The following is a 21188-nucleotide window of genomic DNA, read 5'->3' as shown; positions in this document are numbered from 1 at the left end:
TATTTTGTCGCGCAGTCCATGGCTATGGTGTGAAGTAATGAAAAAAGTGCTGGTGATTCCTTTGGTCGCAAGCAGTGCGTTGTTCGGATGTCAGGATCCGAATCAGCCGGCTGCAAAAACGGTGATGGAAGCCAAAGCTCAGATTCCTGCCTGGGTCGGGAGTTATCAGGGCACGACGCCATGTATGGGATGTTTTTCAAGTTGTGAAGATTGTCCAGGCATGGCAGTGGCCTTGACCTTGAATGAAGATCAGACCTTTACTTTACAGCGTGAAAGTTTAAGTGGACATAATGAAATTGAAACGATGAGCGGGCAGATTCGGTTTCAGGATGAATCACAACAAAAGATTGAACTACTGAATGTCGATACCCGAAATCTGCTCTATGTCGATCTGAAAAAGCATGTTTTGGAAATTCGTGAAGATCAAACAGGCAAACGCTACCAAATGCAAAGTGACTTTATCCTGTTTGAATCGGTCTAATTTTAAAAAAGCATCTGTTTTATATCCCTTTTTCAATGATTTTGATCAAGGGATTTTTATTCTTTATAAACCGGCATTCATTTCACTATTTTATAAAAAAACAGTATGCTTAGACCTGTAAAAAGGAGCATACATGTATCAAGTACTTGCGCGAAAATACCGTCCTCGTAATTTTAATGAATTGGTGGGGCAAAACCATGTATCACGTGCTTTAACCAGCGCGCTCGAACGTGGCCGTTTGCATCATGCCTATTTGTTTACGGGAACGCGTGGTGTCGGAAAAACCACGATTGCACGTATTTTGGCGAAGTGCTTGAACTGCGAGACCGGTATTACCTCGACGCCTTGTGAGGTCTGTGCGACCTGTACCGCAGTCAATGAAGGTCGTTTTATTGATTTAATCGAAATCGATGCAGCATCACGCACCAAGGTCGAAGATACCCGCGAGCTGCTCGACAATGTTCCTTATGCACCGACTCAAGGCCGCTTTAAGGTCTACCTGATCGATGAAGTGCACATGCTGTCCACGCATTCTTTCAATGCGCTGTTAAAGACGCTGGAAGAACCGCCAGAACATGTCAAATTTCTGTTTGCAACCACTGATCCGCAAAAACTGCCAATTACCGTAATTTCTCGCTGTCTGCAATTTACTTTGCGTCCATTGGCAGTCGATGAAATTACCGAACATCTGGGCAATATTCTTAGCAAAGAAAGCATTCAGTCTGATCAGGATGCGATCTGGCAGATTGCTGAATCTGCGCAAGGTTCTCTGCGTGATGCCTTGTCTCTGACCGATCAGGCGATTGCCTATGGTCAGGGTGTGATTCAGCATCAGGATGTCAAAGACATGCTCGGTCTGATTGACCGCACCATTATTTATGACCTGATTCTGGCGATTCACCAGAACCAGAAAGCGCATGTCAGTCAGTTATTGCTACAGTTCCGTCAGCAAGCTCTGGATGTGTCACTAGTGCTCGATCAGTTGATTTCGACGTTGCATGAACTAGCCTTATTGCAGTACCTGCCAGATCTGAGTCTGAAATATAGTGCTGAGATCAATCAAAAAATTATGCAATTATCCGGTCTGATTTCTGCTCAGGATCTGCAACTTTATTATCAGATTGCCTATAAGGGTCGTGCCGATTTACAGCTTGCAGTTACGCAGGAACAAGGCTTTGAGATGACGGTGCTACGCTTACTGGCTTTCCGTCCATTACAACCAAGTGAAATTCCAGTAATGCAGGAGACTGCATCGCAACAGGCAACAACCCATACAACACGTCTACAGCCACCTGTTCAGACACAACTTCAATCTGAATCAATAGAAACACAATCATTGGAGGCAGAACCGGTATTTGATGATTTCTCTCTGGACGATGGGACAGATGAGGAGATTGATGTTGCATCAGCGTCTGTGCCTTCTTCGGATGATTTTCTCGATGAAGAAGAGCCAACCAGCATCACTGCACCTGAATCTGTCCAGCCCGTAGTAATTCAGACCACCATTGAAGAAGTGCAGTCTAGTGATCAAATTGTTTTTGATCCAAATGATGATAAAGGCCTATTTGGTTTTGATGAAATCGAGAGTACGCCAGAAGCACCGGCTACTAGCAACAGTTCGGATGATTTCCTGCTTGAAGAGTTTATTCCTGCAGATGCCGTCATTCCTGCTGAGCCAGTACAAGAGACCATGTCTGCTGATGAGGAATTTAGTCTTGCTGCACCGGAAATAGAGCTTTCACAGGAAACAACCGATCAGCCTGCTCTTGAAAATACAGCGTCGGTTCAGCCAGTTGCACAGACAGCTTTGCTGGAAGATATTTCTCAAGATATAAATACGCAGAATCTGATGCCACAGGATATTCTGAAAATACCCGAGCAAGTTTTAGAGGGTGAGTGGAGCGTAGAAAAATGGGAATACTGGTTCCGTAACAGCCAGCTTTCTCCGGCAGTACAGGAACTGGCGCAGTATGGCGTCATGACTGGCCAGATGAATGGCGAATCCGTTTTCCATATTCCTGAACAGTACCAGCAGTTGTTGACCCAGTTGCAACATCATCTGGAAGCTGCTTTGCAACAGCAATGGCCGCAAACCAATTTCCAGGTGAAATTTGAAAATGTGGATCAGTTAACGCCCTATACCATGCAGCATCAGCGTAAGGTACGTGCCTTTAAACGTGCCGAAGAACTGTTACATGCTGAACCGGCAGTACGCGATCTGTTACAGCAGTTTGATGGTGAACTGCAAAATATTCAGCTGAAATAGGCTGGATGTTAAGTCACAACAAATCGAGATAAAGCATCCCGCATTTCGACTGGAATCGGGGTGCTTTTTCGTGTTTCACGGTCAACAAATACATGGACAAAATTGCCTTGCGCAGCGGCTGTATCTGAGTTGCGTTTAAAAATAGCCAGATCATAGCTGAGCGATGAATTTCCCATGCTTTCAATGGCCACGCCCACTTCAATAATTTCTGGATAAGACAGTTCCTGATTGAACTGACAGTTGGAGCTGACCACCAGCCCAATCATCGGGGAATATTTAGGATCAAAATCAGCCTCCTGAATCAGCAGGGCATTGGCTGCGGTATCAAAATAACTGTAATAAGTCACATTGTTGACATGGCCGTACAGATCATTGTCTGCCCATCGGGTTTGAATGGGCAGGAAAAATGTATAGTGTTCGCGCTGTTTGATGGTGGCTTTTATCACTATTCAGTCCTCGGCTAGATAAGGCTTAGGTGGAAATTGATCTAGGCATAGATCGCCTGATAAATCTGATAAGCATCCTCCACCTTGAGTTCACGTGGATTATTCTGCAACAGCCGGCTTTGTTGCATCGCATCTTCTGCCATGACCTGCAGCATATCTTCCGGAATATTCAACTGATTCAGTTTTAGGGTCAAACCGCTTTGCATCAGATGATTATTAAAATGATCAATAAACAGATCAGTCAGGCCATCATGACAACCTTTACTGTAAGGATCCAGCCAGGTCATCAATTCCGCATAGAGCTGTTTGGCCGCTGGCGCATTAAACTTTAATACTTCAGTTAGAACCAGCGCATTGCTATGCCCATGCGATAGATGAAAATGTCCACCCAGTGGATAAGCCAGCGCATGTACGGCGGCGACTGGTGCATTGGCAAAGGCTTGTCCGGCCAGCATGGAACCGACCAGCATATTTTGACGCGCATCTAAATCATATCCGTCTTGCAGCACGCGCGGCAGATTGGCATTCAGTAATCTTAAAGCCTGTTTGGCCAGCATATCCGAATAAGGGTTTTTCTTGTGTTTTGAGGTATAGGCTTCAATGGCATGTACCATGGCATCAATGCCGGTGGCGGCAGTGATCTGTGCCGGAAGATTCTGGGTAAAGGTTGCATCCAGAATGGCAATATCAGCAAAAAGGATCGGTGCCACAATACCGGTTTTAGTGGTTTCACCTGTGGTGACAATCGAAATCGGCGTCACTTCTGAACCTGTTCCAGCCGTAGTTGGTACCAGAATTAAAGCTAAACGCGGTCCGGTGGCATTATCAATGCCATACAGATCAGACAATGTCTGATGCTGCTCGGGATGTGCCAGAATCGCGATCAGTTTGGCCACATCCATCGAGCTGCCACCACCAAAGCCCAGCACCACATCAATATTTTCCTGTTTTGCAAAAGCCGCCGCTTCAAGCACCACGGTATCGGGTGGATCGGCCTGAACATCCGAGTAAATCACGTACTCCAGCCCGGCAGATTCAATAATATCCAGAAGCGGCAGATGTAATTGCTGCTTCAGCATACCCGGATCAGTCACCAGCAGAAGACGTTGATAACGGCCATTTTTTAGAATTTTAAATAATTCCTGAATCGTGCCTAGTCCGGCAATGATATTGGGGACGGTTTGAAACTGAAAACGATTCATGGCGATATCCTTGATTTTTTTATTGCAAATACGAGATTATTCTATGGTTGTAAGATAGGAATCAGTATATAAATAACTTAACATAAGAATCCTTAAAATAAAGTAGCTCTGAGGTTGTTTATGTCATCCAGAACGCCATACAAGGTGTTATGTGTTTGTTTGGGAAATATTTGCCGCTCTCCCACGGCAGAAGTTGTACTCAGACATTATTGTGATGAACAGCAACTGAACATTGTGGTCGACTCTGCCGGAACCAGTAATTATCATCCGGGCAAGGCACCGGACTTGCGTAGCCAGAAGCATGCACTAAAACGTGGCTATGACCTTTCAGCACTTCGCGCACGTCAACTTATTCCGCATGATTTTATTGATTATGATCTGATTCTGGCGATGGATCTGGAGAATTTATCCAATATCCAGAACATACAGCGTCTGGCAGAAACTCAGTTTGGTCATGTACGTGCACGCGTGGCATTAATGAGTGAACATGATCAGACCTATCCAAAACAGGCTTTACCCGATCCCTATTATGGCGAAGCGGATGGCTTTGAACGGGTGCTTGATCAGTGTGAGTCCAGCAGCCAGGCTTGGATTGAGATTTTTAAACAGAATTTACACAAGGTTTAAGCGATGCAGATTCAAACCCAGGTTCAACTTAAACCTTTTAATACCTTAAATTTAGAAGCAGTTGCTTCATACTATGCCCAGATTCAATCAACTGCTGACCTGCTAACTGCACTGAATTTTTCGGAACAGCAGCAACTCAATGTACTGATTCTGTCAGGCGGCAGCAATATGTTGTTGCCGGAGCAGATTGATGCACTGGTTCTGCATATGGATATTCAAGGCATTGAAATACTGGATGCTGATGATCAGTCGCAACGTTTACGTGTAGGCGGCGGACAAGGCTGGCATGACTTCGTGCTCTGGACCACGGCACAAAGTTTATATGGCCTACAGAATCTAGCTTTAATTCCGGGTCGGGTCGGTGCATCGCCAGTACAGAATATTGGCGCTTATGGTGTCGAAGTCGGAGAATTCATCGATTCTGTTGAGGTCTATGACCGACAATTGAAACAGTTTGCTTCGATTCAGGCAGCAGATTGTCAGTTTGCCTACCGGCATAGTATTTTTAAAGATGATCCTAACCGTTATGTGATTACCCATGTGACTTTTAGATTACTTAAACAGCCAGATTTGAAACTGAATTATGGTGATCTGAAGACTGCGGTCGGTGATCAGCTCACAGCAGAAAACTTGCAGCAACAGGTCATCCAGATTCGCCAGAGTAAATTGCCTGATCCACAAGAATTTCCCAACGTGGGCAGCTTCTTTAAAAATCCGGTGGTTGATCAGGCGGTCTTTGACCAAATTGCTGTATCTTTCCCGAATTTACCCCATTACCAGCAAACGAATGCTCAAGTTAAACTGGCAGCAGGCTGGTTGATTGATCAGGCGGGCTGGAAGGGTAAACAGTTGGGGCCTGTCGGCATGTTTCATAAACAGGCGCTGGTGTTGGTGAATTATGGTCAGGCCTCTCTCACCGATGTCCGTAAAACGTATCGTGCAGTACAACAGTCAGTTTGGGAAAAATTTAGTCTAATGCTGGAGCCTGAACCTGTATTGTTCGATAAAAATGGCTTGATCCGTTCTCATCAGGAAGAGGAATAACATGAAAAACACCCATTGGATGGTACGTTTGCTACAAATTGTCACTGGACTGTTTGTGCTATGCGGCTGTCTACTGGTGTTGGTTTATACGCCTTTTTACTCAAAAATGATCGTCAAGGGCTTAAACCAGTTTGTCTCCTTAGAGCTAAATGAAGTCGCGGCTCAAAGCCAGAAAATGGCTGCACTCAGCGAACATGAAAATCTGGAACCTGGCTCTGATTTGTGGATTGCCCGTCAGGCGTATTTAAAGGTCATGGAACAGGATATCCAGCAAAATAACTCGGCCAACCTCATGTTGATTCAGGCACGTTATAAAGCACTGCAGCAGGTGATTGAAGAATATCAGCGCGAACAGCAAGATCAAAAAGCAGAGCAAAGTCCACCTGCTCAGGTGCCCTTATTGTCCTCACAGGAAGATGCAGAACCAGCCGATCCGACAGCCAATGTCCGGGAATTGCTGGAGTGGGACAGTAGTGAAAATAAGGAACGCATTGAGCAATATATGGAGTTTTTGACGACGCATCCACTTGAGCAGGGTGAAGCCAGTTCGGTACAGGAAACCGATGGAGAGGAAATCCAGCAGGACTTGGCTTTACTACAAGAGCAACAGCAGGCTAAACCGGCGAATAGCTCCCAACCTTATGCCATTGTGGTATTGGGTGGTGGCTTAACCCTAGATGACCAAGGCAAAGAGATCATCGTCAATAACTATACGCGACTACGTCTGGAAACTACGCTGGCAGTAGAGAAACATTATCAGTTGCCGATTGTTCTGAGTGGGGTCGAAGCGCCGTATATGCAGCGCTGGTTAAAAAATCATGGTGTCGATGCCAAATTACTGGAAGATCGCAGCATGAACACCTGTGAAAATACCCGTTTCAGTTCATTATTATTACAAAAGAAAGGTGGAGCGCCTACAGTGATTCTGATTACGGATCGTTATCATATGCCGCGTACCCGCCGTTTATTTGCGTTAAATGGCATACAAACCATTCCGGTAGAAGCGCCGATGCCAACGCCATTGACACGATGGCGTCCAAGTGCACAAAATTATGATCACAGTCGTCGTGCCAATTATGAAATGTTGGCGACCATGCGCGATATGTGGTTTGGATCCAGTGACTGTCGGGAGGTGCCATAATGTCTGATATCCCATTTTTAAATCCCACCATTCTGAAACAGCTGGATTTACCCATTCCGAGTCGGGATGTTACGCCTCAACTCTTGCCACCTTTAAACCTGAATCGTAGTGATGAACCGCCGATTGATCTGCAGTCCTATCGAAAGCTTTATGGTTTTGATTTACTGGACTGCAAACACTGGCAGGGCTATGTACAGATGCCATTATTCAAGTTGCATGTACAGGTGTTTGAACCGAATCTGGAAAATACCCGCTTTGACAAGATTCAGGGAACTGCTTTTCTGTTGCATGGTTATCTGGAACATAGCGGCATTTATCAGCCGATTGTCAAAGAGCTTTTAGAACAGGGTTTTAGTGTGTTGACCTATGATCTGCCTGGACATGGTCTGAGTGATGGTTCACCTGCCAGCATTCAGAATTTTGATCATTATCAGCAGGTTTTGCATGCCGTACATCGTTATGTGCAACATGCCTCACAATTACCGAAACCTTGGGTTGGCATCGGGCAGAGTACCGGCGGTGCGATCTGGACGCACCATTTACTGGAATTTGCAGAACGTCGTGAAAATCCTTTTGTTGAGCGGGTCTTGCTATTATCACCATTGATTCGTCCCGCCAAAACTGCCTGGTGGCATAATTCGGTCGGATTGGGCATTATTAGCCGAATCAAACGTGAAGTTCCCCGGCATTTCAGACGCAATAATCATAATCCGGAGTTTCTGCGTTTTATCCGGCTTAAAGATCCATTACAACCACGAATGATGGGCATGGACTGGATTTTAGCGATGTCACGCTGGATGCTGGAAATGGAAGCGCGTCCGGCTTGTCGTATTCCAGTCTGGCTAGCACAGGGTGCACAGGATCAGACTGTGGACTGGCGTTATAATATCGAATTTATCCGACGTAAATTCAGACTCCAGACTTTGCTTATGCTAGAAGAGGGTTCGCATCAGTTAATCAATGAGCGTGCTGATATTCGTGCTGCATTGACGGGTTTGATTCCTGCCTTTCTGCATGCACACGGCAGCAAAACTTATTATTAATAGATTGAAAATTTAATATTTAAAAAGGCGTTTATGAAAACGCCTTTTTTAGTTCTAATGCTATTGATTTAAAATTTTTCTAATTGGGCCAAATTCCACATCCGGAAGTAGAAGTTCTCCTCATCCTTATTTTCACAGGACAATAATTCACCTTCTTTGAGCCAAAAATGAATCTGCGCAAAGTTCTTTATTTCGTGATTATTCACGCGTTGTGCCAGATGATGCGCCTTAATAGCGGAAGGGTGTTTGAGACCTGCGGAAGCTATTAATTCAGACAGGGCATGTAAGGTGTTTTTATGAAAATGAAACACCCGTTCGGCCTTGGTCGGCACATGTAAGGCTTTCTGGCGATCTTTGTCTTGGGTGGTGACTCCGACAGGGCATTGATTGGTATGACAACTTTGTGCCTGAATACAGCCCACTGCAAACATAAAACCACGGGCAGAGTTCACCCAATCCGCACCAATGGCAAGCGTGCTGGCAATATCGAATGCACTAATTATTTTACCACTTGCACCAATTTTGATCTTATCTCTCAAACCTGCACCAACAAGGGTGTTGTGTACAAACAGTAAACCTTCTCTTAAAGGCGCACCGACATAGTCAATTAATTCAATGGGTGCAGCACCGGTTCCACCTTCAGAACCATCAACCACAATAAAATCCGGATAAATCTGGGTATATAACATGGCTTTGACCATGCTCATAAACTGCCACGGTTGACCCAAGCACAGCTTAAATCCGACCGGTTTTCCGCTGGAAAGTTCACGTAATTTTTGTATGAAATGCATCATTTCAATCGGTGTGTTAAATGCCGGATGACTTGAAGGAGACACACAATCATGATCACGGCTGATGCCTCGAATTTGGGCAATTTCTTCTGAAATTTTACTTTTAGGTAAAATACCGCCATGGCCAGGTTTTGCGCCTTGCGAAAGCTTGATTTCAATCATCTTTACTTGGGGTAGTTTGGCTTGTGCAGCAAAACGTTCCGGATCGAATTGTCCATCTAAAGTACGGCAGCCAAAATAACCACTGCCAATTTCCCAGACCAGATCGCCGCCATATTCCAGATGGTAGGGACTGATACTGCCTTCTCCAGTATCATGGAAAAAATCACCTTTTTGAGCGCCGAGATTAAGGGCTCGTATCGCATTAGCGCTCATACTCCCAAAGCTCATGGCTGAAATATTTAAAATAGAGGCTGAAAAGGGCTGGGTACATTGCTCATTTCCAATCAGGATACGAAAAGTCTGCGGATCGGCAACTTTACAAGGCGTGATGGAATGACTAACAAAGCGGTAATTATCTTCATAGACATTCAGGATCGAGCCGAAAGGTTTATCTGAATTTTCATTTTTCGCCCGCTGATACACCAGACTGCGTTGCATACGGGAAAAAGGCAGTGCATCCCGGTCGGCTTCAATAAAATACTGACGAATCTCGGGACGGAATTCCTCAAAAATAAAGCGGAAATGTCCCATGATGGGATAATTTTTCAGAATGGAATGCTTGTTTTGCAGTACATCATACAAACCCAGCAGACTCAGCAGAATGCTCAGGATCCACAGGGTATTCACCAACGTTTGCGGCATAAAATAATAGATATAACGCGGCGAATAACCGATATGAAATGTAGTAAAAATCACTGCAATCAGAATGCAGGCAAACCAGACCGAATGGCGGGAAAAGAAAGTATTAAGCAGCTTGTGACGTACTAATTGAGCAGGGTTAGCCATTGTAAAATTAAGTCCCTATTTCTACTTCTATAGGGCTTTATGATGTGCAGAGCGAGATATCTTATACAAGCAGAGAATTGTTATTCGATTTTATAAACTTGCCGAAAATAGTATTAAGCCAAGCAATGAATCAGCAGCGATTACAGATAAATTTTGCGGAAAAAGTACTATAGAAAAATTCTGCAAAAGACATGCATTCTATTTATTTCACAAGTAAGGCGGATGACTTTATAGTCGGTTTATTCACTATATAGGAGTCTTAAACCATGACCAAAAAATCCATTCGCTTTAATGATGCTGAGCTGGCTTGCTCATGTCTCAGTCATTTTTAAATATTGATGTTTCATTCAAGCTGCATTTCGGGGTGTCAAAGAAAAGCAGATTGGCACAGCGGCAGATCACCACAACAAGAACAAAAATATAAGCATAATTCTCCAGTCCCCAATTTGGGGATTTTTTTATTCTGGAATACCTAAAAGAATCTGGATGAAGCCTGTGTAGTTAAGGGTTTTCCTTATCCAGTTGAGCGACTGCATTGGCCACAATACTCGGTTCAATATGTTTAATCTTTTTACCAAAGCTACGCAGCCACCAGACCAGTTGAGAGGTAAATGGCACGGTAGCAGTGATCAGCGACATGCCATCTTCCATTTTTTCAATTTTCTGGTCTTTACTGAGCTGGCTTTCCTCAAAGTAATGGGCATCCGACTCTGACATGCTGAGTTTAAGCGTGACATTTTCGGTGGGATGGTTGAAGTCCACCCGGAAGCCCAGTGCACCAGAATCAATATAATCATCAATATCGAAATTGACTGGATGCAAGGCACGTGAATTCAGCACGACGGCCGATTTAAAGCGGTGCAGTGCAAAGGTCTGGATATCCGATTTGTCATGACGGGTACACACCAGATAAATGATTGACCCTTTTTGTACCAATGCCAGAGGATTGAGAATATAGGTTTTTTCTTCGCTATTATGACCACGGCCCTGATACACACATTCCAGTTGTTTGTCCTGTAACAGGCCTTCATACACCGCTTGCTGCGCGGCCTTATCTACCACAGGGGGAATCAGGGGTTGGGTGGCCGGAACAATGCGTACGCGGTTAATCCATTGCCGGACATTGTTCTGGGAAGAAAGACTGCGTCGTGCCAGATCAAACCACGGATTCATTTCCTCGATCAGGCTCGGTGGCAGCAGATGTTTTAAATGTTCTTCGACCATCATGAAAGTGACCGCTTGCGAGCTGGTCATATGCGGCAAACTTTGCAGCGGCGCATCTGAACGCCAACGCCAGCCTTGCGGCGTGGTTTTACTGCTTTCAATCGGAAAGCGTTGAGCAATCTGATTCAGGTCGCGCTGAATGGTGCGCAGACTGATATCGATGCCTTCACGATTGAGGATTTCCTGTAATTCACGTGTTCCCATCCATTTGCCGGTAGAAAGACGCGACAAAATTTGCCATTGGCGATATAGACTGTTTGAAGTTTCTTTTTCTTGTGCTGACATAATTTATTTTGCTGGCAATAAAGAAGAGGGAATTTAGGCTTAGCTTAACACAATAAAAAAACTCTCATTTTTTCGCAAGTCCCTCTGTGCAACATTTGTCCTACAATTCTAAAACAACTTGGTCGAAAATGGCATTGAGTTCATTGGGCATTTATTAGATTAATGGTAATTGAAATACAGATGTCATGGCATGGATATTGCTTTGATTTGATTATAATAGATGATAATACGAGGGTTTGTATGCTTAAAGGAAATCAGGATACAAATGTGATTGAAACAATTGATAAATTTACTTCCCAAAATATTGGAAAAAATTTTATAGACACTAAAACTACAGCGGTATCTACTACAACAAATCCACAACTTTTACTGCAGCAGTTATCTTCAAAGTTCTTTAATGAAATGCAGGATGAACATGTGTTGTCCAGTCAGGCTGGTCAAAGACTGGAAGAATGGTTATCACAACATACGCTGGATGAACTCAATGCACTGAATCAGGTAGCAAAAGAACATTTTTTACATCACGGTATTACCTTTACCGTTTATGGCGATGAAGAAGGCGTAGAACGCACCATTCCCTACGATATCATTCCGCGAGTCATAGACCGGAAGCAGTGGAATATGGTGGCTTTAGGCTCGGCACAACGGATACGGGCGCTAAATTTATTCTTACATGATATTTATCATCAACAGGACATTTTAAAAGCCAATATTATTCCTGAGTTGCAGATTTTAACTCATGAGGCCTATCAGCCGCATATGTATCAACATAGCTTGAAAGGTGGGATTTATAGCCAGATTAGTGGAATCGATGTGATCCGTGATTCCAAGGGCGAGTTTTATGTCTTAGAAGATAATCTCAGAACGCCATCTGGCGTGTCTTATATGCTGGAATGCCGCAAGATCAGTGAAAAACTCATGCCAAAAGTATTCGAGCAGTCCAAGATTGCCGGAATCGAGCAATATCCACAATTATTGAAAGAAATCCTGATCGAAAATGCCTACGTCGACAAGCCATTTGTGGTGGTGCTGACCCCAGGACGTTTTAATAGCGCTTACTATGAACATGCCTTCCTTGCAAGGGAGATGGATGTACCATTGGTAACATCACGTGACCTTTTTGTTGATGACTCGAAGGTTTATGTAAAAACCATACGTGGTCGCCAACGAGTCGATGTTATTTATAGACGGGTCGATGATGCGTTTCTTGATCCTTTATGCTTTAAACCGGATAGCACTTTGGGTGTCGCTGGCTTGATGTCAGCTTATTTGCAAAATAATGTTGTGATTGCCAATGCACCGGGAACCGGTGTGGCAGATGACAAATCGGTTTATCCATATGTCGACAAAATGATTCGTTTTTATTTGGGCGAGCAGTCAATTCTAAAAAATGTTCCGACTTATCAATGTCGTAATTCTGAAGAATTAGACTATGTCGTGGCTCATCTGGATCAGCTGGTGGTGAAAGAAGCGCAGGGTTCGGGCGGTTATGGCATGCTCATTGGACCACAAGCGTCTAAACAGCAAATTGAAACTTTCAGGGAGAAAATTTTAGCTGCGCCGCATTTATATATTGCGCAGCCCACTTTGGACTTATCGGTTAGTCCGACTTTGACCAATTTTGGTATTGCTGAACGTCATATCGACTTACGCCCGTTTGTATTGAGTTCGCCTTATCGTACTGAAATCGTACAGGGTGGCTTGACACGCGTGGCGATGCAGCCCGGTTCACTGGTGGTGAATTCATCACAAGGTGGCGGTATCAAAGATACCTGGGTAGTCGACAATTTACATTCATAAGATTCCAAAGAAGGAAAATGTCATGGTTTTGCTGAATAGCAATGCACAACATATTTTTTGGTTAGGGCGTTATTTATCTCGCACTCATTTTTTATGTGCGCGCTTTCCATTTTTAGAAGACGAAGCGGCAGTAGCGTATGCCCATGCTTTCTGTTTGCCTGCCTTTGATGCCAGTTCCCTAAATGAGCTGGTACTTGATCCTACGCAAGTGGCGTCTTTTAGCCAGCAGTTTAAAGTAGCTAAAGACAATATTCAGGAATTACGCGGGGTGCTGTCTGCTTCAGGCTATGCGGAACTGATGAAATTGATCAAAACCGCAGACAAAAATGCTGGTTATATCTGTGAAGTGGTGACGGAATGTGAAGATATTCTGGAAGCCGAATCTTTCGATATTTTTCTGTTTTTTAGTCTAGGGCAATGTGTCGAACAGCTCGATCATCAGTTACGTCTGGGTGAAGAAACCAGTACTACACTCTGCAAGATTGATTATGTGGTCAGAATTTTGGTAGAGATGGGCTGGAATGATCTGGAACAGTACTGGGAGCAGTTGCGTACAGAACCGAACCGGATTCAGTTTTACCAGTTTAGCGACCATATTCATCAACTGTTTGAGCCAGATGTATGAAATTGATGGTGAATCACCAAACGCATTATATGTACACGGCCGAGGTGAGGAACAGTATTCAGTACATTAAAATGATGCCTTCGAGCAATGCGCATCAGCGGGTGCATTCCTGGGATATTAGTGTGCCGGGTAATAAAGAAATCCGGAAAGATGCATTTCATAATCTGTGGATGACCTGTAGCCAGCGGGAGCCTTATTATTCCCTGACTATCATGGCGCAAGGGATTGTTGAACTGAATCCTGCGGATCAGAGTGGACTGAATGATTCAATCAATCCCAATCTTTTTCTACAGCCGACCGAATCGACACAATGTAATGCAGCAATGAAAGACTTTGCACAACGTCATGTTCCTGCATTAACCCGTCAGCATTTGATTGGACTGGCACAGGCCTTGCTGGAGCATGTGCCTTATATTTCCAACAGTACTTCAGTGCAAGGCTCTGCAATAGATGCCTTTGAGTCCAGACAGGGCGTCTGTCAGGACCATAGTCATATTTTTATTGCCATGTGCAAATATCTAGGTTTGCCTGCACGCTATGTTTCTGGTTATTTATATGCACAAAATGCTTCGCATCTGGCCAGTCACGCTTGGGCAGAGGTGTTTGTAGACCAGACATGGTATTGTTTTGATGTCAGTAATCTGGTGTTTACTCCAAGTTCGCATATTTATGTGGCGATTGGACGGGATTATTGGGATGTGGCACCGGTACGCGGTGTCAGAGAAAAAGGCGGTGTAGAATCCATGCATTCCATCGTTCAAGTGCTAGGATGTTAATAAGGACGAATAAATGACGTATTGTTGTGCACTACGTTTAGAGCAAGGTATGCTTTTTATCAGTGATACCCGGACCAATGCCGGAGTAGATCACATTTCTGTATTTCGAAAGTTGTATACCTTTGGTATTCCTGGGGAACGTATGATCGTCATACAGGCATCCGGAAATCTGGCAACAACACAAGCCGTAATTGGACATATTAAAAATCAGCTCGAACTGAAGCAGGAACCCAATATCTTGAGTCTGCACACCATGTTTGATGTCGCTGAGCTGGTTGGAAGTATGCTGAAAAAAGTGATTGCGAATGTTACGAGCGATATTTCGGAACAAAGCAATTACTATTGCAATCTGCTGGTCGGGGGGCAACTTAAAGATCAGGATATGCAGCTTTATCATGTCTATCCGCAAGGGAACTTTATCTGTGCCACACGCGATACGCCGTATTTCCAGATTGGCGAAAGTAAATATGGCAAGCCGATCCTGGATCGTGCGCTGACTTATGATATGCCGCTGGATGAAGCTTTGCGCTGTTCCCTGATTTCATTTGCATCGACCCTACGTTCCAATGTATCGGTTGGTATGCCCCTCGATGTGCTGGTCTATAAAAAAGACAGTCTGATCATGCCAAGAGGCAAGCGTATTGCCGAAGATGATGAGTATTTCACGTCAATCAGCCGGCAATGGTCAGAGACCTTAAAAAAAGGACTGGCAGAACTTCCTGTTCCCTCTAATGAGTATTTCTTATAAAAACCTATCGTGATTCAGGCTTTTCGCGTACAGTGTTAACTTCTATGCAGTCCAGCATAATAAAAATAGAGAAGTTAGCGCATGTACCAATTTTGTTACGCCAGTAAAAGTACTTCTCCCAAAACTGATTTGCTTGAAGATTTAGCGAATATTTTGAAAGAAGCCCGTGATTTTAATTACCAGCATCAAGTGACAGGTGTACTTTATTTCGCAGATGGTCATTTTTTTCAATGTCTGGAAGGTGAATGTCCCACTTTAAAAAGTCTGCTGGTGGAGCGACTGAATAAAGATCCTCGCCATCAGGACATTAAACTATTTGAAACCAAGGAAATTGAATATCCAAGTTTCCCGGACTGGTCCATGAAATATATTTCCAAACGTAGTCAGATCCAGCAATTCTGTCGGGAAATGGGATTTGATGACTTTAATCCTTTTGCCTTTCAGCAAACTCATGTCGATGCCTTATTAATGCAATTATGCATAGAGCAGGGCGAGGAACAAAAGTCAGCCTAAAGAAAAAGCCCAACATAGATTGGGCTTTTTTAACTCTTAAGATTAGATCAAACTACTTTGCGTAGTGGACGATTGCTCAGTCGGCATAATAGTTCATAACCAATCGTGCCATTGGCTGTCGCTACATCATCCACTAGACGGGTTTTACCCCAAAGTTCGACTTCTGTACCTAATTGCACATCTAGTCCTGTCACATCAATGGCAATCATATCCATGGCAACCCGGCCAATCACGCGAGTTTGCTGACCATTGATTGCGACATAGTTCTGTTTAGGGAAAGCGCGAGGATAACCGTCACCATAGCCAATTGAAACAATGGCCAAAGTCATGTTTTGGTCTACGGTGAACGTCGAACCATAACCGACATGCTCACCCGCTTGAATATCATTCAAGGCAATAATTTCAGCTGTAAACGTCATGACCGGTTTTAAATCTAGGTCATGTACATCACGGTCTGCAAAAGGCGTCGCGCCATAGAGCATGATTCCGGGACGGACATAGTCAAAATGCAATTCTGAATATTTATAGATTGCAGCCGAGTTACAGCAAGAAGCTAAAATTGGCGCGCAGTCATTTTTAATTTCCAAGAATTGACGGATTTGTTCATCATTCAGTGGATGCTCAGCATCGGCATTGGCAAAATGCATGGCAAGCACGCAAGTAAAGCCTGCGGCTTTTAGCGTATAAATTACGTCTTTGATCGCTTCAATCTTAAAGCCCAGGCGGTTCATGCCGCTGTTCAGTTTGACCCAGACTTTAAGTTCTTTGGCGATATAGGCATCTTTATGTGCAATTAACCAGTCGACTTGTGCCTGTTGATGCACAATGACTTCAATACTTTGTTCAATTACGATTGGCATCTCATCTGGTGAAAAAACACCTTCGATAAGCGTGATCGGCTGTAAATAACCTAATTCACGAATTTCCAGGGCTTCTTGCAGACAGGCAACACCAAAGGCATCGGTTTCGCTTAAGGCTGCTAAGCAGTCTTTAACTCCGTGTCCATAAGCATTGGCTTTCACCATGCTGACGATTTTCGCGGTTGGGGCAAGTTGTTTGACACGGTTTAAATTATATTGCAGCGCAGCGCTGTCAATATAAACTGTAGCTTGACGCACCCTAAATTACTCCTAGAGGGACGATGGAAATGTGATGACGAGAGCCTGATTACTCTTCGTCATCATACTGAGCATAGAACTCAGGTGAGAGATTACTAAAGCGGGTATATTGACCTTCGAATGCCAGACGCACGGTACCAATCGGGCCATTACGTTGTTTACCGATAATAATTTCGGCGGTGCCAGCTTCCTTGGATTCCTTGTTATAAACCTCATCCCGGTAAATAAACATGATCAAGTCGGCATCCTGCTCAATCGCACCGGATTCACGCAAGTCGGACATCACCGGACGTTTGTTTGGACGGTTTTCCAGCGATCGGTTGAGCTGTGACAGGGCAATTACTGGACATTGCATTTCCTTCGCTAAAGCTTTTAAGCTTCGGGAGATTTCCGAGATCTCGCCGACACGGTTATCGCCCATACCGGGTACTTTCATCAGCTGCAAGTAATCGACCATGATACAGCCCAGCTTTCCGCCATGCATTTTGGCAATACGACGCGCACGGGCACGTAATTCTGTTGGTGGTAGCGCAGAAGAATCATCGATATACAGATTTTTTTCTTGTAAATGCACAATGGTACTGGTGACTTTTGACCATTCATCACTGTCCATTTTACCAGAACGTAAATGTCCCTGATGCACGCGACCAAATGATGAAATCAAACGCATGGCGATGGAGTCGGCTGGCATCTCCATCGAATAGACCAGAGCAGGCAGATTGTTATTGAATAAGACACTTTCGACCAGATTCATGGCAAAGGTGGTTTTACCCATGGATGGACGCGCCGCAACAATAATCAGGTCGCCGGATTGCATGCCGGAAGTTTTGTTATCCAGTTCCACAAAACCAGTGGTTAAACCGGTAATGCTGCCTTCCATTTGCGACAGTTCATTTAATTTGTCGAATACGTCCGCGACCACCGAGTTGATCGGCTTAGGCCCTTGCGCTTTGGCATTGTTATTATGCTGTTCGGCAATCGAGAAAATATTGGTCTCAGCCAGATCCAGAATTTCACTGACAGTACGGCCTTTGGTGTCATAGGCATTTTGTAAAATTTCAGAGCTGACTTTAATCATACTACGCAGGGTAGAGAATTCTTTAATTTTGCCTGCATAAGTTTCCAGGTTATAGAAACTCGATGGCGAATCTGCCATTAATTGCATCAGATATTCTTCGCCACCAATTGCATCGAGCAAGTTTTGTTTGATGAGCCAGTCATGCACCAGAACCGCATCATAAGGCGAGTTTTCTTTAGAGAGTTGCTCAATGGCACGGAAGATATATTTATGTCGGGTGGCATAGAAATCATTTTCGGTCAGTACATCACCGACCTGCTCAAAAGATTCAGCCACAGTCATAAGGGCAGCAAGTACAGCCTGTTCAATTGCTAAATTGTGTGGCGGAGTACGGAACTCCTTGAGATTGCTATTTTCAGTAACAATTTCTGGTTTAGCAGGAGCTACCTTTTTGCTGGCATTCGCCTGTGACATATAAATCCCTGATTTTAAATACAATGGTTAAATATCGTCGGAGATGAATAGCGTTTATTCACGACGAAATGAAATGATACGCGCTCTGATCAAAAATGCGAAGTGCAATTTTTTGTAAACACGAATAATAAAATGAATTTGACAGTGTTGGCTAGATTATATTTTTTAGAGATAAAAAAAGAGCATGCTTTCGCATGCTCTTTTTGAGGCGAGAAATTACTCAGCTACGATAGTAACTAGAACTTCTGCAGTAACATCATGGTGCAATTGGATTGCGATGTTAAATTCGCCAGTGTGACGAAGCGCGCCATTTGGAAGACGTACTTCAGCACGGTCTACTTCTAGACCAGCATTTGTCAACGCGTCAGCGATGTCACGAGTACCGATAGAACCGAATAGTTTACCTTCATCACCAGCTTTTGCAGTGATAACGATGTTCACTTCGTTCAATTGGTCAGCACGTGCTTGAGCAGCAGCCAAGATAGCAGCTTCTTCTTTCTCAAGTTCAGCACGACGAGCTTCAAAAGCAGCAGTGTTTGCTTCAGTTGCAGCAACAGCCTTACCTTGAGGGATAAGGAAGTTACGGCCGTAACCAGCTTTAACTGAAACTTTATCGCCTAGTTTACCTAGGTTTTTAATGCGTTGTAATAAGATAATATCCACAGCTCAACCTCACTTATGATTGTCAGTGTAAGGGATCAAAGACAAGTAGCGAGCTTGTTTGATAGCTAACGCTAATTGACGTTGGTAACGAGCTTTAGTACCTGTAATACGGCTAGGAACAATCTTGCCGTTTTCAGTGATGTACTGTTTTAAAGTGTCGATATCTTTGTAGTCGATGTACGTAACGTTCTCAGCTGTAAAGCGGCAGAACTTGCGACGACGGTAAAAACGTGCCATGTTATGTTCTCCTTAAGCTTCAGCAGAGTCTTGAGCGTGTTGTGCTTCTTCACGTTGAGCTTTACGCGCACGTTTTTCTTCAGCACTCTTCGCCAATAGTGACTCTTCAGTGATAGCGTTTTCACGACGGATGATAAGGCTACGAATGATTGCGTCGTTATAACGGAACAATTCTTCAAGCTCATCAAGAGTAGTTTGACCACACTCAACATTCATAAGAATGTAGTGAGCTTTGTGGATCTTGTTGATTGGGTAAGCCAATTGACGACGGCCCCAGTCTTCAAGACGGTGGATTTGACCTTCAGCTTCTTTGATGTGAGTTAGGTAGCGTTCTACCATACCAACTACTTGATCGCTTTGATCAGGGTGTACTAAAAGTACGATTTCGTAATGACGCATTGTCAGCTCCTTACGGTTTGGACAGCCCCAATTTAAGTAAATTGAAGCAAGGAGTCACAACCAAAGTTGTGTCGCAGTGTTTGCGAAGGGGGAATTGTAGTGATCTTTAGGGATAATTTCAACCAAATAAGACATTTTTGCGAAATTATATCTATAGTCAGATCTTTTAATAGAAAACCACATTAACTTTAAAACAGCAGGGTTCGACTGCTTAAATTCAGCAAATGTGCTATTGAGAATATCAAGTGGCTTTCTCTAACTTAAAATCTGCATACACATTATCAATGTCAGGCTAAAACCAAAAAACGGTAAATTTATCAGAGATAAGAAAAGAGAGGGAGGTTCTAAAGCAGAGATTTTGATTCTGCTCTACAGATACTTGGAATGGGGGATAGGAAAATCAAAATAAAAAAAGATAGAGACTAACTCTATCTTTTTAAAAAAACACAATCTGTGTAGATGGCGCAGTTGAGGTAAAGCTAAAGATAATACTGATGACAGTAATCAGGATCACCGAGAACAAGAAATATTTCTTTGCCCAAAGTTGATCATTTTCAGCTTTAAATCCAATGACACCGATATATAACCAGTAAATGCACAGTAAGTTTAAAATCACTGCATAGAACCAGTTGGCATAACCAAAGACAAATAACGCATTCATGGTCAGGGTGAATAACACCACATAAACCAGTGATTCAATCTTGGTACGATGAATCGAACGCGCCACAGGCAAGATCGGAATGCCTGCATTTTTGTAATCATCAAAGCGGTAAATCGCAATCGCCCATGAGTGAGGCATTTGCCATAGCGCATAACCTAAAAAGATCAATAACGCACCGAGGTCAAATTGATTGGCCACTGCGGTATAACCAATGACAGGCGGAGCTGCACCAGAAATACTGCCTACAACAGTTTGATGAATTGTGGTTCGTTTTGTCCATAGGCTGTAGAAACCAACATATACGACAAAACCAATCACCGCGAATAAGAAAGCGTACGCATTTACCCAGAACCATAAAAGACTAAAACCAACGATGCCTAATACCAGGGCAAAGGCCAGGGCAACAGGTTCAGAAATGGTTTTGGTGACCAGAGCACGGTTTTGTGTGCGCTGCATTTTTTGGTCGATGTCTTGGTCAATCACGTTGTTGACCACACATCCTGATGCTACGACAAGCGTAGTACCGAGAAGGGTAATAAGCAGGAGAAGGAAATCTACAGAACCTTGAGTGGCTACGAAGTAGCCACCCAAAGTGGTAACAAAGTTACCGAAGAGAATTCCTGGCTTAGTCAGGAATAAATACTTTTTCAGCATGACG

At 43.8% G+C, this 21188-nt stretch carries 20 protein-coding genes and 1 pseudogene; 11 read left to right on the top strand and 10 right to left on the bottom strand.

Features of this window, described 5'->3' with window-relative positions; all coding sequences use genetic code 11:
* Nucleotides 1-37 precede the first annotated feature (37 nt).
* A complete protein-coding gene (locus MWG72_RS06645; RefSeq protein ID WP_004278816.1) occupies nt 38-481 on the top strand; it encodes a copper resistance protein NlpE N-terminal domain-containing protein in 444 nt (147 codons plus the stop codon).
* Nucleotides 482-614: 133 nt separating this feature from the next.
* Complete coding sequence (dnaX, locus tag MWG72_RS06640) at nt 615-2747, top strand: DNA polymerase III subunit gamma/tau (RefSeq protein ID WP_247143505.1); 2133 nt, start codon at nt 615-617, stop codon at nt 2745-2747.
* A gap of 8 nt (nt 2748-2755) precedes the next feature.
* Here dnaX and MWG72_RS06635 read toward each other — a convergent pair whose 3' ends face one another.
* Nucleotides 2756-3190: an acyl-CoA thioesterase gene (locus tag MWG72_RS06635; protein ID WP_081401206.1), complete on the bottom strand. Its 435-nt coding sequence runs from the start codon at nt 3188-3190 to the stop codon at nt 2756-2758.
* A gap of 44 nt (nt 3191-3234) precedes the next feature.
* On the bottom strand, nt 3235-4395 hold the full coding sequence (locus MWG72_RS06630; RefSeq protein ID WP_247143504.1) for an iron-containing alcohol dehydrogenase: 1161 nt from the start codon (nt 4393-4395) through the stop codon (nt 3235-3237).
* 120 nt (nt 4396-4515) lie between these two features.
* Here MWG72_RS06630 and MWG72_RS06625 point away from each other — a divergent pair, with 120 nt between their 5' ends.
* From MWG72_RS06625 to MWG72_RS06610, 4 genes are read left to right on the top strand one after another with little or no spacing between them, the layout of a single operon-like run.
* Entirely contained in the window at nt 4516-5022 is a 507-nt protein-coding gene (locus tag MWG72_RS06625) for a low molecular weight protein-tyrosine-phosphatase (RefSeq protein ID WP_004645426.1), read from the top strand.
* A 3-nt stretch (nt 5023-5025) separates the two neighbouring features.
* Nucleotides 5026-6066, top strand: a complete 1041-nt coding sequence (murB, locus tag MWG72_RS06620; protein ID WP_247143503.1) for a UDP-N-acetylmuramate dehydrogenase — start codon at nt 5026-5028, stop codon at nt 6064-6066.
* Between the two features lies 1 nt (nt 6067).
* On the top strand, nt 6068-7207 hold the full coding sequence (locus tag MWG72_RS06615) for a YdcF family protein (RefSeq protein WP_005263276.1): 1140 nt from the start codon (nt 6068-6070) through the stop codon (nt 7205-7207).
* On the top strand, nt 7207-8250 hold the full coding sequence (locus tag MWG72_RS06610) for an alpha/beta hydrolase (RefSeq protein ID WP_247143502.1): 1044 nt from the start codon (nt 7207-7209) through the stop codon (nt 8248-8250). Before MWG72_RS06615 ends, MWG72_RS06610 begins: the two co-directional genes overlap by 1 nt.
* Before the next feature lie 68 nt (nt 8251-8318).
* On the opposite strand, the gene MWG72_RS06605 is transcribed toward MWG72_RS06610, so the two are convergent.
* Both MWG72_RS06605 and MWG72_RS06600 read right to left on the bottom strand, forming a co-directional pair.
* Nucleotides 8319-9989 (bottom strand): FMN-binding glutamate synthase family protein, encoded by a 1671-nt coding sequence (locus tag MWG72_RS06605; RefSeq protein WP_247143501.1) that lies wholly within the window; start codon nt 9987-9989, stop codon nt 8319-8321.
* A 501-nt stretch (nt 9990-10490) separates the two neighbouring features.
* A complete protein-coding gene (locus MWG72_RS06600; protein ID WP_247143500.1) occupies nt 10491-11498 on the bottom strand; it encodes a helix-turn-helix transcriptional regulator in 1008 nt (335 codons plus the stop codon).
* 354 nt (nt 11499-11852) lie between these two features.
* On the opposite strand from MWG72_RS06600, the pseudogene MWG72_RS06595 reads away from it, so the two are divergent.
* The 5 genes and pseudogenes from MWG72_RS06595 to MWG72_RS06575 all read left to right on the top strand — a co-directional run.
* A pseudogene (locus MWG72_RS06595) lies at nt 11853-13298 on the top strand (circularly permuted type 2 ATP-grasp protein); the annotation flags it as partial.
* A 22-nt stretch (nt 13299-13320) separates the two neighbouring features.
* A complete protein-coding gene (locus tag MWG72_RS06590) occupies nt 13321-13923 on the top strand; it encodes an alpha-E domain-containing protein (RefSeq protein WP_153566248.1) in 603 nt (200 codons plus the stop codon).
* Entirely contained in the window at nt 13920-14699 is a 780-nt protein-coding gene (locus tag MWG72_RS06585; protein WP_247143498.1) for a transglutaminase family protein, read from the top strand. The genes MWG72_RS06590 and MWG72_RS06585 overlap by 4 nt, the downstream gene beginning before the upstream one ends.
* Nucleotides 14700-14712: 13 nt before the next feature.
* Nucleotides 14713-15447, top strand: a complete 735-nt coding sequence (locus MWG72_RS06580) for a proteasome-type protease (RefSeq protein ID WP_004278798.1) — start codon at nt 14713-14715, stop codon at nt 15445-15447.
* 81 nt (nt 15448-15528) lie between these two features.
* The gene (locus MWG72_RS06575; protein WP_004278796.1) at nt 15529-15960 is read left to right on the top strand and encodes a BLUF domain-containing protein; all 432 of its coding nucleotides are present in this window, start codon (nt 15529-15531) and stop codon (nt 15958-15960) included.
* Nucleotides 15961-16007: 47 nt separating this feature from the next.
* Here the strand turns inward: MWG72_RS06575 and alr are convergent, their stop codons facing one another.
* The 6 genes from alr to cyoE all read right to left on the bottom strand — a co-directional run bounded on the left by alr (nt 16008) and on the right by cyoE (nt 21184).
* Nucleotides 16008-17078 carry an alanine racemase gene (gene alr / locus MWG72_RS06570; protein ID WP_247143497.1) on the bottom strand — a complete coding sequence of 357 codons (1071 nt, stop codon included), beginning with the start codon at nt 17076-17078 and terminating at the stop codon, nt 16008-16010.
* Nucleotides 17079-17127: 49 nt separating this feature from the next.
* Nucleotides 17128-18570, bottom strand: coding sequence for a replicative DNA helicase (gene dnaB, locus MWG72_RS06565; protein ID WP_044108866.1), 1443 nt, complete (start codon nt 18568-18570; stop codon nt 17128-17130).
* A gap of 216 nt (nt 18571-18786) precedes the next feature.
* Nucleotides 18787-19233 (bottom strand): 50S ribosomal protein L9, encoded by a 447-nt coding sequence (gene rplI, locus MWG72_RS06560; protein WP_004278793.1) that lies wholly within the window; start codon nt 19231-19233, stop codon nt 18787-18789.
* Nucleotides 19234-19242: 9 nt separating this feature from the next.
* A complete protein-coding gene (gene rpsR / locus MWG72_RS06555) occupies nt 19243-19470 on the bottom strand; it encodes a 30S ribosomal protein S18 (RefSeq protein WP_004278792.1) in 228 nt (75 codons plus the stop codon).
* Between the two features lie 12 nt (nt 19471-19482).
* A complete protein-coding gene (gene rpsF, locus MWG72_RS06550; RefSeq protein ID WP_004278789.1) occupies nt 19483-19869 on the bottom strand; it encodes a 30S ribosomal protein S6 in 387 nt (128 codons plus the stop codon).
* Between the two features lie 436 nt (nt 19870-20305).
* Nucleotides 20306-21184, bottom strand: coding sequence for a heme o synthase (gene cyoE / locus MWG72_RS06545; RefSeq protein WP_153566251.1), 879 nt, complete (start codon nt 21182-21184; stop codon nt 20306-20308).
* Nucleotides 21185-21188: the final 4 nt, after the last annotated feature.

Source organism: Acinetobacter lwoffii, assembly GCF_022967985.1.
GTDB lineage: Bacteria > Pseudomonadota > Gammaproteobacteria > Pseudomonadales > Moraxellaceae > Acinetobacter.
This window is presented reverse-complemented; position numbering and strand designations above follow the sequence as displayed.